At 33.4% G+C, this 17,160-nt stretch carries 12 protein-coding genes and 1 pseudogene; 11 read left to right on the forward strand and 2 right to left on the reverse strand.

Features of this window, described 5'->3' with window-relative positions:
• Positions 1 to 108: 108 nt before the first annotated feature.
• The 5 genes from IGI80_RS11285 to IGI80_RS11305 all read left to right on the forward strand — a co-directional run bounded on the left by IGI80_RS11285 (position 109) and on the right by IGI80_RS11305 (position 4,097).
• The gene (locus IGI80_RS11285) at positions 109 to 282 is read left to right on the forward strand and encodes a hypothetical protein (RefSeq protein WP_438723504.1); all 174 of its coding nucleotides are present in this window, start codon (positions 109 to 111) and stop codon (positions 280 to 282) included.
• 226 nt (positions 283 to 508) lie between these two features.
• Positions 509 to 1,045: a hypothetical protein gene (locus tag IGI80_RS11290; RefSeq protein WP_438723506.1), complete on the forward strand. Its 537-nt coding sequence runs from the start codon at positions 509 to 511 to the stop codon at positions 1,043 to 1,045.
• A gap of 406 nt (positions 1,046 to 1,451) precedes the next feature.
• On the forward strand, positions 1,452 to 1,667 hold the full coding sequence (locus IGI80_RS11295) for a hypothetical protein (protein ID WP_438723508.1): 216 nt from the start codon (positions 1,452 to 1,454) through the stop codon (positions 1,665 to 1,667).
• A gap of 802 nt (positions 1,668 to 2,469) precedes the next feature.
• On the forward strand, positions 2,470 to 3,366 hold the full coding sequence (locus tag IGI80_RS11300; protein ID WP_438723510.1) for an ABC transporter ATP-binding protein: 897 nt from the start codon (positions 2,470 to 2,472) through the stop codon (positions 3,364 to 3,366).
• A gap of 98 nt (positions 3,367 to 3,464) precedes the next feature.
• Entirely contained in the window at positions 3,465 to 4,097 is a 633-nt protein-coding gene (locus IGI80_RS11305; protein WP_438723512.1) for an ABC transporter permease, read from the forward strand.
• 894 nt (positions 4,098 to 4,991) lie between these two features.
• Here the strand turns inward: IGI80_RS11305 and IGI80_RS11310 are convergent.
• Positions 4,992 to 5,941 (reverse strand): annotated as a pseudogene (locus IGI80_RS11310) (IS30 family transposase).
• Positions 5,942 to 6,875: 934 nt separating this feature from the next.
• Here IGI80_RS11310 and IGI80_RS11315 point away from each other — a divergent pair.
• Together IGI80_RS11315 and IGI80_RS11320 are read left to right on the forward strand one after the other, a co-directional pair.
• Positions 6,876 to 10,292, forward strand: a complete 3,417-nt coding sequence (locus IGI80_RS11315; protein ID WP_438723514.1) for a LysM peptidoglycan-binding domain-containing protein — start codon at positions 6,876 to 6,878, stop codon at positions 10,290 to 10,292.
• A gap of 245 nt (positions 10,293 to 10,537) precedes the next feature.
• Entirely contained in the window at positions 10,538 to 10,726 is a 189-nt protein-coding gene (locus tag IGI80_RS11320) for a hypothetical protein (protein ID WP_438723516.1), read from the forward strand.
• A gap of 211 nt (positions 10,727 to 10,937) precedes the next feature.
• Here the strand turns inward: IGI80_RS11320 and IGI80_RS11325 are convergent.
• Positions 10,938 to 12,331, reverse strand: a protein-coding gene (locus IGI80_RS11325) for an IS3 family transposase (RefSeq protein ID WP_251846742.1) whose coding sequence is annotated in 2 segments (ribosomal slippage) — positions 10,938 to 11,791 and positions 11,791 to 12,331 — 1,395 coding nt in all. Because the reading frame shifts where the segments join, the coding sequence is not laid out codon by codon here.
• Positions 12,332 to 12,927: 596 nt separating this feature from the next.
• Between IGI80_RS11325 and sppA the strand changes: the two genes are divergently transcribed.
• The 4 genes from sppA (at position 12,928) to IGI80_RS11345 (ending at position 16,686) form a co-directional block, all read left to right on the forward strand.
• Positions 12,928 to 13,962: a signal peptide peptidase SppA gene (sppA, locus tag IGI80_RS11330; RefSeq protein ID WP_438723518.1), complete on the forward strand. Its 1,035-nt coding sequence runs from the start codon at positions 12,928 to 12,930 to the stop codon at positions 13,960 to 13,962.
• Positions 13,949 to 14,485: an RDD family protein gene (locus IGI80_RS11335; RefSeq protein WP_415271174.1), complete on the forward strand. Its 537-nt coding sequence runs from the start codon at positions 13,949 to 13,951 to the stop codon at positions 14,483 to 14,485. Before sppA ends, IGI80_RS11335 begins: the two co-directional genes overlap by 14 nt.
• A complete protein-coding gene (locus IGI80_RS11340) occupies positions 14,482 to 14,871 on the forward strand; it encodes a DUF4064 domain-containing protein (protein ID WP_438723520.1) in 390 nt (129 codons plus the stop codon). Before IGI80_RS11335 ends, IGI80_RS11340 begins: the two co-directional genes overlap by 4 nt.
• 555 nt (positions 14,872 to 15,426) lie before the next feature.
• On the forward strand, positions 15,427 to 16,686 hold the full coding sequence (locus IGI80_RS11345) for an ISLre2 family transposase (RefSeq protein WP_438723522.1): 1,260 nt from the start codon (positions 15,427 to 15,429) through the stop codon (positions 16,684 to 16,686).
• Positions 16,687 to 17,160 lie beyond the last annotated feature (474 nt).

Genomic DNA, 17,160 nt, shown 5'->3' on the forward strand with positions numbered 1-17,160 from the left:
TATACAATAGCGTGTACTTAACTCAATTTGAAAACAATGTGATTTTATACTATTTTTTATTAGAGGAGTAAATACATGAAAAACTGTTCCAAACTTAATTTTTATAAAATGTCTTTAATTTTTGGTGGCATTTTATTTTTTGCTGGTTTTATAGGTATGTTCTTTTTTGATAACCAATCTCTTCTTAGTCGTGCGATTACTATGTTTAGCTTTATTTTTGGGGGTTCTAATTTTGTACAAGGTCTTATTTATTTTTTTATAAATCGTAAAAAAGGTAAATAAGCTTAAATTAATGATTAATTGACATAGTCACTATCAAATTATTAAAACAAGTAGCCCTGGTATCAACCGATTTTAGGACTACTTGTTTTAATGCATTATTAGTTATGTTAAATATTCGGAAGTAAAGGTAAATAGGACATCTCTATTGTTATTTTTTAATCTGTACTATAATATAATTTGTAAGGAACCAACTAAATTGAGCATTGATGGTTAGGAGGAATAGCAGTTGGATATAGAAGCATTGGCTATAGAATTAGAGAAAACTATTCAAAAAAGCAAAGATCGTTCAAAATATTTTTCTCAAGAAATTCAACGACTTCAATTTAAAAAAAGAAAGACTGAAGAAGAGCTCAATCATCAAATTGATTTTCTAAGACAAAGACTGCTAGACTCTTTAGGTGTAGAAGAGTCAGTAGAGACTGCTTCTTTTATTATATTTAAGAACTATCCTAATATAAAAAGCATGGCCGCTTATAAGCTTGAATTTCCAACAGATAAAGAATCCAGTGAACAAATGATCCATTACCTTAAAGAATACGCAACCCCATTAATTAAAGAGAATATTACCTATAAGCCGATTCAAAAAAATATCAAACAACTGATTATTGATGAACAATTTCATGTTACGGATAACGGTTTTCTAGTAGATGATAATGGGGAAATTGTTCCTCATATAAAAGTGGCTATAAAGAAAGTAGAACCCAAAGTAAAAGTAAAAAAAACATGTTTTAATAAAAATAGAAGACATGAATCAGATGATTAAGTGTCAGGCTGTTAATTGTTAGAAGAATAAGCCTTGTTTACGGGAATACTCACCACAATGACTAAAAAAAGACACAACCCATTATTGAAGGACTAAAAATAAGAGCTAATTAATAACTTTTATTTTTTTCTTTCTAAATCAATAATAAGGCAGAAGGTATACTAATTATGTCTGTTACGTAGAAGATATTTTTAGAAATCACTACTGTATTAGACACAAAAAAGGTTTTTTACTAAAAAATTAAAGACAGCAACTATAAATGAACAATTTTATGAAATAAAAACATTAAAGCGTTAGAAATATTATTATTTCTCATTAAATACTAATCTTTGCATATATGATTTACATTGCATTCACTAGATGTTACAAGAAATCAAATTGTTTAGTCAACCACTGGAGCATTTTCTTGTTTTTAGAAACTAACTGTATTTTTCATATTCAGAAAAGTAAGCAACATAAAACTAAGAAGCCATCCGATTACGATGCTAATCAACTGTTTTTTCGGGTTATGATGAGATTACCATTAGTAAGTAAAGGTGCAGAAAAATCTTATATTTCATTAGCGAATCCTAATTTTAACAAAGCTAGTTTTAAATTTATCATTTCTTATGGTGAAAAATGAAATCTTAATAGAACAATGAAAACCGATTAAAAAAGTGTTCACGGAATAAGTCAATTACGGCCAAGTTAGATGTGGGGATCGTTAACTTATCCGTGGAATTTTTTTAGTTATTGGGGACACGGGAGGAGCAACGAAAACAAGATCAATAGGACTGTGTTTTTCGACAACTGGGTAAGTATTAGAACTATTAGCAGTACTTTTTGTGTATTATTAAGAATTATTTCAGGTGGTATACAGATAGCATTAGAATGACGAAAGTTTGTCATTTTAATGCTATCTAAAATTATATTAATTTTCAGGATAACACCCTAAGAACAATGATACAAGTAAACTCCTTTATTTGATTGGCTCTTGTTGATAAATACGGAACATTATTATGGCTATCCTTAGTTATAATATATTACTGCTATGTAGTAGATTAACCATAGGAGAGTTATTTCTTAAAATTAGTTAATTTTTTGTTATTTGAACCAGTAAATAGATGTTCTATTTAGAAGTTAAACGAATGAATGAAGTTGTATTTTAATATAAAAAATATTTTGTGTTTAACCAAAATTGTTTGTGGGAGGTATTGTATGATGGACTAAGTAGTTCATTAGTTTTATCTATAGAATAAAAGATGAATATTAGGGTAGAAACAAAATTAGAGAGCATTAATTATTTACTTGAAAATGTAGATATAAAGTTCATCATGTTAAACACTTACAGTCAAAAATTTTGTAATTTATCCTAATAGTTAGAAGTTGGCCTTATCAAAAGAGAATGTTAAAGTTAAGAATTAATAATATAAGGAGGATATGCTTTGGATATTATTTCAACTGAAAATATATGTAAACAATTTAAGCAAAAAAAAGTTTTAAATAGTATTAATTTTTCAATAAAAGAAAATGAATGTGTAGCCCTTCTAGGGAAAAATGGTGCTGGTAAAAGTACTCTATTGAATATAATTATGGGTAAATACTTTCCTGATGAGGGAAATATAGTAATTGGATGTATGACAAAAGATATTGGATTTTTACCTCAAAAAACTAACTTTCCTGATGATGTAAAAGTAAATGAACTAATTCACTTTGTATACGGTTATACTGATGAGTCACTTTCTATTGAAGAGATTCATGCTATTTTGAATTTTTCAAAAGAACAAATGAACCAATTTGCTTCTAAATTATCTGGTGGACAACAGCGGTTACTTGATTTTTGTCTGGCTATTATTAACCAACCTAAATTTTTAATCATTGATGAGCCTACGTCAAGTATGGATACTACAACGAGATATCATTTTTGGGAGTGCATTAAAAAATTAAAGCAAAAAGGAGTAACCATAATATTTACAACTCATTATATTGAGGAAGTACATTATTGCTCTGATAGGGTTTTATTACTTGATAGCGGGAGCCTCATTGCAGACGAAACACCGTACCATTTAAAAATGATGAATGCGAAAAAAATAATTTATTTTGATAGTGAATTATTTACACAATTTAAAAAAGAGCTACAAGATATTATTATTGCTAATTCTATTAGTGTGATTAAGGCAGATAAATTGATTGAGTTACATTTTGAATCAGAAAAAACTAATAAGGTTATTAAAGAACTAATGAAAGCAGGTTTTCCTTTTAAAGAGATAGAAATAACCAATACATCTCTATTAGATACCATATTTAATGGAGAATTTATAGAGGGGGTGGCATATGATTAAGCTGATAAAAATAGAATTTATACGAATGAGCCGGAATAAAAAATATCTTTTTATGAGTATTGGCATGCCCAGTAGCATTTTATTTATTGTTTACTGCAATGATTAAGATTCCAAATGAAGAGGCACAAAGAGTTTTTGCAAAAGAATATTTAATGTCTATGACTACCTTTAGTTTGACCAGTTTTTCTATATTTACTCTTCCTTTTGAAATTATAGAAGATAAAAAGAATGGCTGGAGAAATATATTATATCGATTTCAAGTGAAAGATAGTTACATTTATCTGGTTAAAATTTTTAAGATGATTGTTTTGTCTGTTATTTCAATTGGTTTAGTATTTCTAGTAGGTTTCTTGTTTAGAGGTGTGCATTTAACCTTTGTTCAATGGTTTTTATCGGGAGTATTCTTACTATTAGGAGCTATAGTATTTCTTAGCTTGGGAACTATCATAACAAATTTTAAAGATGAAAAAACAGCATCTGTGTTTTCAAATTTATTATTTTTGATATTGGCAATTTTGGGAGGATTATGGTTTCCAACAAATCAATTTCCTAGCTGGTTGCAAACAATATCTAAATTAACTCCTACTTATCATTTTAGAGAATTAGCTGTAGGGTATATAAACAATGGAACTGTTCCGTTTAAATCGATTAGCATAATGACTGTATACGCTGTTATCTTTATAGTAAGTTCATTTATTATTTCTGTGAAGAGAAAAGAAGATATAGTTTAAAATAAAAAATTAATTAAACAAGTTTCATGAATAGATTGTTGATAAAATATAGGAACTAAAATAGTTTCTGTGAAAGCGGGAGTTTGTATCCTGTATAAAAAGTGAATATTTTATTATTAAAATATATTAAGCATGAATGAGTCAGCTAATCGCTCTCAATTAAAGGTAGAGGGCGTATACAGGATCATCAAATAATATGACTTATCATATTGCTGGAAGTTTCAAAAAGAAAAAGAATGAGTTAGATACAAAACTATTATTCATTTGATCGCTATTAATAAATAGACTTACGTAAATAACGGATTTCTTATTCTAGTAGCTAATATGATTTTAACCAAGGAGCTGGTTTAACTATAAACAATTCCTTTACCGAATATATCAAACAACAGTTTACTGCTGAAGTATATAGTGCTGTAAATCACTTTGTTGAACATGAACTATCTTAAGTGGAGCTTTTTTACTATCTTGGTGTTAAATTTCCGACATTTTCCTTGTTTGATCTGTCGCTGTCGGTTAGAAAAGTTTATGTACAATACCGAATGTTTTTTCAGCAATAGGATGTATCAGTAGAAGCGATTTTAACGGTGCTAGATGATGAGGATGACGATGCAACGTATCAATGGTTATAAATTTTTGTGAAAGAGAATCATATTATTGTCTAATCTCATGTTAAGATACGATTTTTATGCTAATCAAAGATCACATTTTGCCTTAACTTATCAAAGCAACTAATTCCTGTTTTAAGTACCGTACAATTAGAGGGATTGGCAACGGACTTTTTACCAATATATGCGCTAAAAGCTCTAAGTACTTCCGTGAAAACTATCTAAAATGTTAATTTAAAATAAGAATAAACAGATTTTTATTGGAAGTAATTTTATTATATTTGATTTGTCAAATTAAACTAGACAATTGTGTCTCATTTATGTAACTCAAAAATACTTCTAATGGTGTTCGGTAATTTAAAGATTTCCTTGGTAGGTGATTTCTTTTGGAGGCGACAGCCGAAACAAACGCTTGGTCAACTTGGTTGAAATCCATTGTTTTAGGCAGTCCGTCTTTACGTAATAGGCCATTAGAATGCTCATTTAACCCTCGTTGTGAGGGTGCCCCTGGATCCGCAAAATAGATGGAAATATCAGTGGCGTTACTCATGTTTTTCCAGTTTGAGAATTCTTTTCCACAATCAAATGGTAATGGATTTGAACAAGTTTTTGGGAATCTTTTGTAGCCAATCAATTGTCGCTTTTTCAATATCTCGTGCTTTCCTGTCTTCGGGTTTTAATGTAATAATCACTTTTGAAAGGCGTTCAACTAGAGTGAGTATGGCACTTTTATGATGAACGCCAACAATTGTGTCACCTTCTAAATGCCCAAATTCCTGTTGGAATTCAGGGTAGTCAGTGGATCGTTCTGAAATATTGCGTTTAGCTGCTTGCTTTCCGCGACGTTCTTTATGCCCGTTGGGCTTTCGTTTCCCTTTCGTTGGTAGGATTGAGCAATCAAATTGATTGGCTTTAAACTGACGATAAAGTGTTCTAACAGAGCATGAAATAGGAAACTCAGCTCGACCAATAATCACATCAGATGTCCATCCCTGAGCCACCATGGTTTGAATGTAATCATGCTGTTCTGTAGGCAAATGAATGGATTGTCGACTACAACGCGTTTTATTTTCTTTATATTGTTGGTAATAGTCACAGATAGATTTTCCTTGTTTCAGAAAGTTGTAAACATTGTAGATTGTCTGTCTAGAACGATTTAAAGTCTTAGAAGCCATCGTAAAAGGTAAAACAAGCTTCTATCATCACAAGTTCATTTGGTGTAAGATGAGTATAGGTCATTTGTCTTCACTCCTTATAATTCTTTGGTCGGAACTATTTTGAGTGTAACACAAATGACTTATTTAGTTGTCTAGCTTAATTTTACTATCGGCGAAATGAAAAACAATCACATTGAGGAGTTTAATAAATCCATTCATTTTTGGCATACTGACGGGGGTGATTTGTGGAGGAAGAAACAATTTCTGAGTTGTGAGAAAAAGGATATCAAAACAACGAAAGATGTTCCTGGTTGGAAAAGGATGTATTTTTGTATTATTAAAAACCTTAATAAATATGACTTTCTTTATAAATAAAACAAAAAATACTGCTAAATTACTATTAAAAAGATCCTGAATACAATGAAAAATGCAAGCGTAGCCAACAGTTTAACTGAATCTCTATAAGTAATGAAAAACTAGAAATCGCATGGTTAAATCCATAATATGTTTATTTTGTCAGATTAACATTTGATATATCTTGACCAACTTGTTTCATATTATCGCTTGAAAAATTGATATTTAGGGAAACTCCTTTATTTGAATTATTAGTAATAATAAATATAGAACTTATTTTTATTTGCATTTAGTATACTTGAATCAATGCATAGAAACCGCCTTATAGTTGAACTATTTTTTAATGATTTGTTCCTCTTCTCTGTTATTTAAGCAGTTAAACAAATCTTTATGAAGAATAGGAAGTCGGATTCTATGTCGTATTAGTATGAAGGGAGTTAAAATAATTAAAATGATAAAAAAATAGTTAGAAACTGTTTTCTCGCTTGTTAGTGACTCTGTTATTAGATCGAAGGTTCATTGATTTTATCCGGAAATTCAGCATATCTATTGGCAATATTTTAGTAATAAAAAAATCTATGAAAGAGTTAATTGTTTAGAAGTTTTTTATGTATAAATATGACAAAACATTTATTAATATTTTATTAAGGAGGTACCTTGTAATGAAAAAAGCACATTTTCAGGCTAATATACGAGCTAATGAACCTAAATATCGTGCCAAAATGTATAAAAAAGGGAAAAAATGGCTTGTTAAAGGGTTGTTATTCTCAAGTTTAATGCTGGGAGGATTAGCTTTATTAGATGCAGAATCAGTCTATGCAGATGAATGGGTAGCAAATTCGGTTGAAAGTATTCAAGCAAAATTGGTAGCAAATCAATCGAGTTATACCTTTGAAGAAGGCGACACATTCTACAACATTTCTTTAGCTGTTAATGTTAAATGGCAAAAATTAATGGAGTTGAATGGCTTTGAAGAGGGGAGTCAATACAATGTTCCGGTAGGAACAACTATTAGTTTTGATGGTATAAAGGTGAAAATCACCGATTCACAGGGGAAAGTGGTGAGTGAAGCACAATTAACACCAACAGACAAAGTCGATCCAAATCAAACTTTTGGACAACAAGTGACCGATGTGCCTAGTGATGGTAAAAGTTCAAATGCAACTACGCCGAATACTGTAGGGAATAATGCTAAAGTTTCTGATGGAAATACTAGTAATATACAACTTTTACCATCAAAAGCTGTAGAAAGTCCAGTTATTAGTAAAGAAGAAATAAGTGGTAAAAAAAATGAATTGAAAGACTTAGAGGATAAACGAGAAGCTTTAGCGACAGAAAAAGCAGAACTTGAAAAAGCAAAACAAGAAGTTGAAGAAGTGTTAACTGATACTATTAACCAATCGAATGAGTGGCGTTTTTCTGCTTTAACAAGTCAAAAGTCAGAATTAACCCAAAGGGTTAATGGGTTACAAAGCGACCTAGAGAAACAACGTGCTAGATTGCAAGTTATTGATGAAGAATTAGCACAATCACAGAGTGTAAAAGATGATATTGTGAATCAATTGTCAGTGGCAACAACTGTTTACCAAAATGCTCAACAAAAAATTGAAGAGTTGAAAACTAAACAATCCGCGTTAGAAAGCCAAATAGCTAATTGGCCAGAAGATCAACCGGAGCAACGGAAAGCACTAGAAAGTCAGTTAGTATCTGTAGAAGCAATGTTAGAAGTAGCTGATAACTCAGGCAGTCAATTAGCGGAATTAAATGAACGATTAAATCAATCAGACAATCGGATTAATCAATTAATAAATGAAAAAGAAGCTAAGCAAAATGAAACTAACAAACTCCAAGAGGAGCTGTCACAAGCTCAGGAACAATTAGCTGCTTCTAATTTACCAGATAATGAGAAAGGTAACACGAAGCAAGAAGCATTAGAAAAGCAACAACAATTAGCCTCATATAGCCAAGAAATAGATGCGATTGATACTCAATTAAATCAGTTGAATGAAAAAATAGCCACTTTGATTACGGAAATTGACACACTTGAAAAAAATGATTTAAGTGAAAAAAATACTTTGGATGATATTCAATCTAAATTTTTAGCCGATGCGCAAGTAGTAGCAACAGCTGCTATTCATGCTTTACTACATTTGAGTTTAAATGAAAAGGAAGAATTTATTCTTCAAGTGAAAAATGCGACGACTAATCAGCAAGTTCTCAATGCATATTCAAATGCAGTTAAACAAAATGAAGAAAACTTAGCAAATGGTAAAGACCTAACGGATGCCCAAGCTTTAGCGGATGCGAAAAATGCGGCACAAGCTGCGATTAACGCCCTAACTAATCTAAGTGCTGATGAAAAAACTGCCTTTACTACGCAAGTCGATAATGCTGGTACAGCGGATGAAGTAACACAAACCCAACAAGCAGCGGAAGCAAAAGATGCGGCGAATAAAGCGGCAGCCGATGCCCAAGCTTTAGCGGATGCGAAAAATGCGGCACAAGCTGCGATTAACGCCCTAACTAATCTAAGTGCTGATGAAAAAACTGCCTTTACTACGCAAGTCGATAATGCTGGTACAGCGGATGAAGTAACACAAGCCCAACAAGCAGCGGAAGCAAAAGATGCGGCGAATAAAGCGGCAGCCGATGCCCAAGCTTTAGCGGATGCGAAAAATGCGGCACAAGCTGCGATTAACGCCCTAACTAATCTAAGTGCTGATGAAAAAACTGCCTTTACTACGCAAGTCGATAATGCTGGTACAGCGGATGAAGTAACACAAGCCCAACAAGCAGCGGAAGCAAAAGATGCGGCGAATAAAGCGGCAGCCGATGCCCAAGCTTTAGCGGATGCGAAAAATGCGGCACAAGCTGCGATTAACGCCCTAACTAATCTAAGTGCTGATGAAAAAACTGCCTTTACTACGCAAGTCGATAATGCTGGTACAGCGGATGAAGTAACACAAGCCCAACAAGCAGCGGAAGCAAAAGATGCGGCGAATAAAGCGGCAGCCGATGCCCAAGCTTTAGCGGATGCGAAAAATGCGGCACAAGCTGCGATTAACGCCCTAACTAATCTAAGTGCTGATGAAAAAACTGCCTTTACTACGCAAGTCGATAATGCTGGTACAGCGGATGAAGTAACACAAACCCAACAAGCAGCGGAAGCAAAAGATGCGGCGAATAAAGCGGCAGCCGATGCCCAAGCTTTAGCGGATGCGAAAAATGCGGCACAAGCTGCGATTAACGCCCTAACTAATCTAAGTGCTGATGAAAAAACTGCCTTTACTACGCAAGTCGATAATGCTGGTACAGCGGATGAAGTAACACAAGCCCAACAAGCAGCGGAAGCAAAAGATGCGGCGAATAAAGCGGCAGCCGATGCCCAAGCTTTAGCGGATGCGAAAAATGCGGCACAAGCTGCGATTAACGCCCTAACTAATCTAAGTGCTGATGAAAAAACTGCCTTTACTACGCAAGTCGATAATGCTGGTACAGCGGATGAAGTAACACAAGCCCAACAAGCAGCGGAAGCAAAAGATGCGGCGAATAAAGCTATAGCTGATGCCCAAGCTTTAATAGTATTGAATAAAGATCACTTAAAAATAACTATAAAAAGTATAGGTAGTGAACCTAGAGTTTTTGGTGTTAATTTATTAACAGCTAGCGAAGAACGTGATTTATTAAATAAAATTAATAATATCAATAATATGGAAGAGTTAAATAACTTTGAAGAATCCGAATTTCCTTTATTGATAAGCAAAAAAATTAATGAATTAGTTTTTATGATGTATGGTATTGAATATTCCCGAGTTGTTAAGGCTGCTGCTGATAGTGCAACTTCAAATTTGGAAGATGCCAGAAATATTGTTAAAAATTTATATGTAGAATCAATAACAGCTTTATTAGCAGCTTCACCACTAAAATCAAATATAGATCTATTTAATTATTTCAATAACACCAACGCACTGTTATGGCTGGTAGATTTTGAATTAGCTAATAAGTATCAAAAGTATACATTAGCCGCTGACTATAGAGTAGTATTCTCAAATGTAATTAACGGACTAACAAAGCCTTAGGTGTTTGTATGTAAAATTATAAGAATCCTGTTCCATATTTATTAATTAACAGTATCACCTTCCTTACCTAGTTATCCGAAATTGGAGGTATATTATTCGTGCTAATGAAAAAAGAAAGTATCAGTAAAAAACTATAAAAAATCCCCATCTTTTTTTAATCGCTAGTAAGAAAGATGGGGATGTTTCTTATTCACTAAAATAATTAATTATTGGTATTTAAAATATAACAGAAAGGGATCCAGCTCATGAAACAAACGCTTTTAGAAATGGAATGGCAAAATAGAAAAATTGAATCACTACGTGAATTGTGTCTACAATACCCGCTTTTAAACATGAATGAATTAGCTGATTGTTCTCATTTGAAGGTAGAAGATGTTTATAAAATGATTAAAGAGTATGACTTGCCTTACAATTGGAAGTTCCAAAAAGAGTGAAGGAATTAAATACACAGCTAATAGTTGTTAACTAACTAGTAAGCCCTTTCTCTACTAACGATACAGAAAAAATTAAAAAGGGTCCAACTACTAAAAATTTTTACTTGACTAGTTTATAAATACTGTACAAGATGTATTACTAAAACTAAAGTTTTGTAGTGAGACCCGAAAGTTAGACCGAATACCGACTGGAGAAATCTGGTCGGTATTTTTATGCGACGAACCGTTTACGGAATTGAACGGGACTGCACCCTAGTTTTGTCTTTATTCGTTGATGATTATAATAATCAATCCATTCCTCAATTGCTTGTTCTAGTTCTTCGAAACTAGAATAAATAATGCCATGGTAGGTTTCTTGTTTTAGTAAACCAAAGAAATTCTCCATAGGAGAATTATCAAAACAATTGCCTTTTCGAGACATACTTTGAAAGATCTGGTGACTGGTTAATTGCTTTTTGTACTGCTTCATTTGGTACCCCCAACCTTGGTCAGAATGAAAAGTGCGCCGATATGGACAATCTTGCGTTTTATCAATGGCTTCTTTTTGTGCCTCAAGAATTGCTTTGGCATTCGGCTGTTTAGAAATACGGTAAGACAAGATTTCACCATTAAATAAATCAAGAAAAGGATCTAAATAGAGTTTTTTTATTTGAATCTTTCCACTTTGATCACGTTCATAATACTTAAATTCAGAGGTATCTGTTGTTAGCTTTTGATGGGGTACTGAAGTGTAGAAACGACGATGTAGACGGTTTTTTTCGCCATAGCCAACGGTTCCTTTGTAGGAATTATATTTTCTTGATTTACGAATAAATTTTGTCCCTTTTAGGCCAAGTTTACGCATAAGACGACGAATTTTTTTCTGGTTTACGTTCAATCCTTGTTCTTTTAAAGCTAATTGAATACGGCGATAGCCATAGTTTCCTTTGTTTTCGTCAAAAATTTTCTTAATCAGGGCTTCTAATTTTTGATTGGGATTTTTTCGCTCAAATCGCTTTTGCCAATACATATACGTCGCTTTAGGAAATTTGGTTGCTTCCAGTAAGATTGTTAATCGGAATTTTTTTCGGAGTTCGTGGATGATTCGGGCATCTCGTTCTTGAGTCGTTCCGGGATATTCATTCCTAAAGCGCGGAGCTTTTTTATGAAGGCTAGTTCCGCTCGCAATAGTTCATTTTCATGTTCTAATTCTTGTTCACGTGTTCGTGTTTTTTTCACCTGAACGGGTTTCTTTTTCTTTGACATAGAAGGTCTTCCTTTCTGTTTTGGTGAAAGCCCTTCTATGCCTGTTTCTAGAAATTTCTGGTGCCAAGCCAAGACTAAGGTATCGTTTGGCAGACCATATTTCAATGCGACAGTCAGATAAGAGTCACCACTCGTTAAATAATAGTGTATGACATCCCGCTTGAATTTGGAAGAGTAATGTTGGTAATTTACTCTTCGATGAAGTGCGTTAAATCCAAATTTCTCGACTGTTTTAACCCATTTACGAACAGTCGAAAGTGAAGCAATATCAAATTGATTCGCTAGTATTCGATAACCTCCTGCGCCATTTTGGTAAGCTTCTACTACTTTTTTCTTGAATGCATAATCGTATTTTGCCAATTTAAATACGCCTCCAAAGTTAGATTTTTTGGTCTAACTTTGGGGGCGCACTACATTTAGCCCAGGCCTGAAGTTCCTTTTTATAAAGGATCATAGGTGCTGCTACTTATGGATTGAATAAAAAAACAATTCATATGCAACATACATGGATAGAACAATGAGGGTACCAGTATAGGTTATCCTTTATTTGACTAACCATTTTTTATAATAAGAGTTTCGTTACATTGTATTTAAGATGAGCGGTTTAAAGAATACTGCTATTTATTGGAATGAAGTGACTAAAGAAGGCTGTTTTTGGCTTTACTATCTGACTGATTTAACTAGGAGTATAAGTTTATGAGGCGCAGTATTGGAAACGATTGCTCTATAAAAATAAAAAGACAGCTGAGCTGATAAAGTAGTTCTTCTCGTTTGAATAAGGATGCTTAAAGTTAGCGATTGGGGGGCAAGGATAGTTTGTCTTTGATTTGTATTCCTTCGCTAGGTTTAAATACAGAATAATGAAAGTGTTACCAAAAAATAGTGTTTCTGATAAAAGTTAAAAAACACTGAATAATTAATTAAAAAACTAACTAAAATTAGTTGGAGGAACTTGTATGAATAAAAGAAGATGGACAGCTGTTGGAATTGCTTGTGCTTTATTGATACTATCAATTATTGTTGCACTAATCCCAGGAAGAGAAAGAGAAGAAGAATCAACGACTGTATTAACAGGAATAAATAAAATCTTTTATGGCTCGAATGAACTAACAGAAGAAGTATTAGAAGAAGGAGAGGCCAATAAAAAGATTGTTAAACTATCTGTTGATGGGGTTATTTCAGATACGGATGAGAGTAATCTTTTTAGTAAAGAAGGATACAATCATCAACAATTTTTAACCCAATTAAAAATGATTCAAGAGGATAAAACTGTGAAAGGGGTCTTATTAGAAGTAAATTCCCCTGGTGGTGGCGTTTATGAGAGTGCTGAAATTGCGAAAGAAATGGCAAAAATTAAAAAGCAAAAGATCCCTATTTATACAGCATTCAAAGATACGGCCGCGAGTGGTGGTTATTATATTTCTGCTAGTTCAGATAAGCTATTTGCGACAGAAGAGACCACGACTGGATCCATTGGTGTCATTGTTCATGGCTTGAACTATTCAGGCTTATTAGAAAAATTAGGTATAACCGATGCCACGTATAAAAGTGGGGCATTAAAAGATATGGGGTCTCCACAACATAAACCATCAGAAGAAGAGAATAAAGTCATTCAAGAATATGTATTGAGTGCCTACAATCGTTTTGTTAACGTTGTTGCCAAAGGTAGACATATGGATGTGAATACTGTAAAAGAACTAGCAGATGGCAGAATTTATGATGGAAATCAAGCTGTCAAAAATGGGTTAGTTGATCAAATTGGGTACCCTGAAGATGCGCTACAAGCATTGAAAAAAGAAAAGAAATTAACGAATGCTACGGTTATAGAATATAAAAATGAAACTACTGGTTTCGCTTCTTCTTGGTTAGGTAGCAAGCTTGCTGAATGGCAAGGACTAAAGGCGACACCAGATGAGCGAGTGATTTCAATTTTTGAAAAATTAGGGTCTTCGGAAGGATCAAAACCAATGTATTACTATGGAGGCTTATGAAATGAGCAAAAAAAATAACTATGGTTGTTTTCCTCACTATGTTTTTGCAGGGTTTTGGGTACGATTCTTTGCATTTCTCCTTGATTTACTTTGTATACGTATCATCACTTATGCTACTATAGGTCTTTTTTATAAAATGATGGGATTCGATTCTAGCCAATCGATCGTTACTTTTTATGGAATCGCCTCATTAGTGATTTACTTAGCTTACTTTGTGCTCCTTACTAAGTTAAATGCAGGACAAACCATTGGGAAGATGATTTTTGGAATCAAAGTAGTAAGTTTTGAAGAAGAAGAGCTGAGTTGGCAAACAATTTTGATTCGTGAAGGTATTTGTAGATTTATATTAAAAAGTTTTATTCTTCTAATTGGCTATCTAGTAGCTGCATTCACTCCTAAGAAGCAACATGTTGGTGACTATTTTTCTAATACTACAGTAGTCGTTATTCATTCATTAGAAGCAATCAACTATGGAAAAAAACAGTTTCATTCTAAATCAGTTAAAGGGGAGGAAATCCAATGAATAAGAGAAAAGCAGCATTTGTTTTAGCTTTAATTAGTGGCATAACAGGAAGTTTAGTTAGTCTTTTAGCATTGGTAGGCGGTCTATTTTTCTCATCGATCGACTCATCAACTTTAATTAATGCTGAATTAACTGCAGAGGATGCAGAAATGTTAACGAGTATGAGTGGCAAGGTTGTCGTATTGGCAGGAATTACTTTGATCTTTTCGGTCATCATTTTTATCATGGCGTTTTTATTAAGAAAAACGGTAAAAACACGTATTTGTGGGATCAGTTTGCTTATTTTATCGATTATTCCCTTCTTCCTTTTGATAATTTTATGGGTCATTCCAGGAATTTTAGGTGTTATTTCTGGGATCATGCTTTTAGTAAGAAAAAAAAGCTAATTCATCCCATTCATGCTTGAAATAACCGATGGTGTTAGTTTTAAACTAAATTTTACGCGACAAATGATAACGTATGTCCATGCTAAATAATGGTAGTTACTAACGGAATTTCGGGTAATCCAAATTAACGCTTATTTTTCCCCTTTTGACAAAACGTTTACTAGTCTCAAAAAGGGAAATAAGGTTTTAGAGTAACTTAATTTCTTCAACTACTCGTTGACGCTTTTGAAGATGAAAGATGACCCTACCAATCTTTCTGCAACATGAGTGATAGCTACCATGTAGTGTTTACCTTCCGTTCTTTTTATCCAGATAAGCTTTAAATGTTGTTGAAAAACGAGCAGCTAACTTGGCGGCTTGTATTAAAGGTCCAGCGTAAGGAAGCAGAGCGACGTTTCACCATATGACCTTCACGATAATTCTTTAGTTGTTTGTGGCTTAAATGAATGGTTCCGAAGGAATCAATCACTGTCAAATTGTTTTATTTTTGCCTACGTCAATACCAACAAAAAGCGGGAGCTATCCGCAGTTACTATTATAAGGGAGATGCACAAGATGATGGATGAAATAAATCAGTTATTAAAAGAAACGTTAATGCTTCTAGATAGTTCACAAAATGATGAAATAGAAAAAGAAAAACAGCTACTTTTATTGACGAATCGACTGATGAATTCATTCTTCACTTGTTGCATCACAATCAAAGAAAGACAGCTGCGTTCATACTATCAAGCGAAGGGGTATCAGCCAGGTAAGAAACAAGAACGAACCATCTACTTTTTGTTTGGCCCATTGACGTATAGTCGTACACCATGGAAAAAAGGAAAAGAAACTGTCTATCCCATTGATAAATGGTTGGCTGCTCTACCGTCTATTCATTATTCAATCGGGGTAATTAATGCGCTTGTTCAAGCTAGTCAACATGGAAGCTATCGAGATATTGCGGCAATTTTTTCTAACTGTAGTCCAATCCTATGTTCTAAAGATATCGTTGGTAAAGTGGTCCATAATTTTGGTGAACTAGTGGAAGCGCTACATAAGTATAAACAAGTGCAGAAAGAAAAACAACGACGAGAGGTTTCGTATCTGTTTGTTGAAGCCGACGGCTTCATGCTTAGTACACAAGAGCAGAAAAAGAAAGAGGTTGCTCACTTTGTGGTTCATGAAGGACGTCGAACAACTAATAAGATAGGGCAAAGCGGACTTGAAAACGATCATGAAATTATTTCACCAACATATAGTCAAGCAACCTGGTGTTTGACAGATTACCTCTATCGAAATTATAAATTAAAGAATACAGTGGTCGTCATCAATACCGATGGTGGTGTAGGGTATGAGCCGATGTTCATAAGAAAATTATTGCCAGAGAAACCGAAAAGAGTAGAACAGTTTATTGATCCATACCATGTACAATTAAAGTTATCTGAACGTGTATTTATACCAGAATTATACCCACTTTTTAAAGAAGCTTTAGCTGACTATTCAAGAGAAAAAATGACTATTGCATTGGATACGTTGCATAGCTGTTGTGAAAATAAGGAGCAAGAAGAACATTATACTAAATTGAACGCGTATATTAACCGCAATTGGAAACATCTTAAGCCGTATCGTTTAAGAGATCTTCCAAAAGAAAACGGTATGATTGGGATTATTGAAAGTCGCCACCGAGCATTTACCTACCGCATGAAAAAGCAAGGCCGCTATTGGGGGAAAAAAGGAATGAATGGCATGTTGCAAATTATTGCAGCAACCAAGAATCATACGTTAGATGAGGTGCTTTTAGCTAAATGGCGAGAGGATCTTTCAATAGCTGATTGATTAGAGAACCAGATAACGAAATTATAGATTAACAGAGGCTGCGAAAAAAAGTGATGTAATGCCAAGGGAGGAGTCTGCCTAAAAACAGATAATCTATTCACAACCAATTACCTGAAGTATTTAAAACAATAAAAAGTCTCTTAGAAAACTAAGGGAGCTTAGGAAAACTTTTTTTAAAAGTGTAGTTAACCAAAGAAATAGAAATCAAATTCTCGTTTGCAATTAAAATCCACTTTACAATTATTAAGAAAAGTGGTAAATTTTAGATAACAAGTATAAAAGTTGGGTAAACAAAGTTTTTATCTGATGTAATCTTTGTTTAACGGTTTATCACCAGTATTAATCAACTATTCCCTGAATCTTTAAATAACGATAGAGTTTAAAATAACATAAAATAATCAAATCTAGAAGTCTTTTATTCTAATCTAAATTTAATATTTCTAATCAAAAATAGTGTTCGGGTAAAACGTAGAC

It is taken from the genome of Enterococcus sp. DIV1420a (assembly GCF_051712165.1).
Lineage (GTDB): Bacteria > Bacillota > Bacilli > Lactobacillales > Enterococcaceae > Enterococcus > Enterococcus faecalis.

Coding starts and splice junctions, on each gene's coding strand:
- IGI80_RS11340 (WP_438723520.1), top strand. CDS start 14,482: ATGAATAAGAGAAAAGCAGCATTTGTTTTAGCTTTAATTAGTGGCATA.
- IGI80_RS11335 (WP_415271174.1), top strand. CDS start 13,949: ATGGAGGCTTATGAAATGAGCAAAAAAAATAACTATGGTTGTTTTCCT.
- IGI80_RS11320 (WP_438723516.1), top strand. CDS start 10,538: ATGAAACAAACGCTTTTAGAAATGGAATGGCAAAATAGAAAAATTGAA.
- IGI80_RS11285 (WP_438723504.1), top strand. CDS start 109: ATGTCTTTAATTTTTGGTGGCATTTTATTTTTTGCTGGTTTTATAGGT.
- sppA (WP_438723518.1), top strand. CDS start 12,928: ATGAATAAAAGAAGATGGACAGCTGTTGGAATTGCTTGTGCTTTATTG.
- IGI80_RS11315 (WP_438723514.1), top strand. CDS start 6,876: ATGAAAAAAGCACATTTTCAGGCTAATATACGAGCTAATGAACCTAAA.
- IGI80_RS11345 (WP_438723522.1), top strand. CDS start 15,427: ATGATGGATGAAATAAATCAGTTATTAAAAGAAACGTTAATGCTTCTA.
- IGI80_RS11305 (WP_438723512.1), top strand. CDS start 3,465: ATGATTAAGATTCCAAATGAAGAGGCACAAAGAGTTTTTGCAAAAGAA.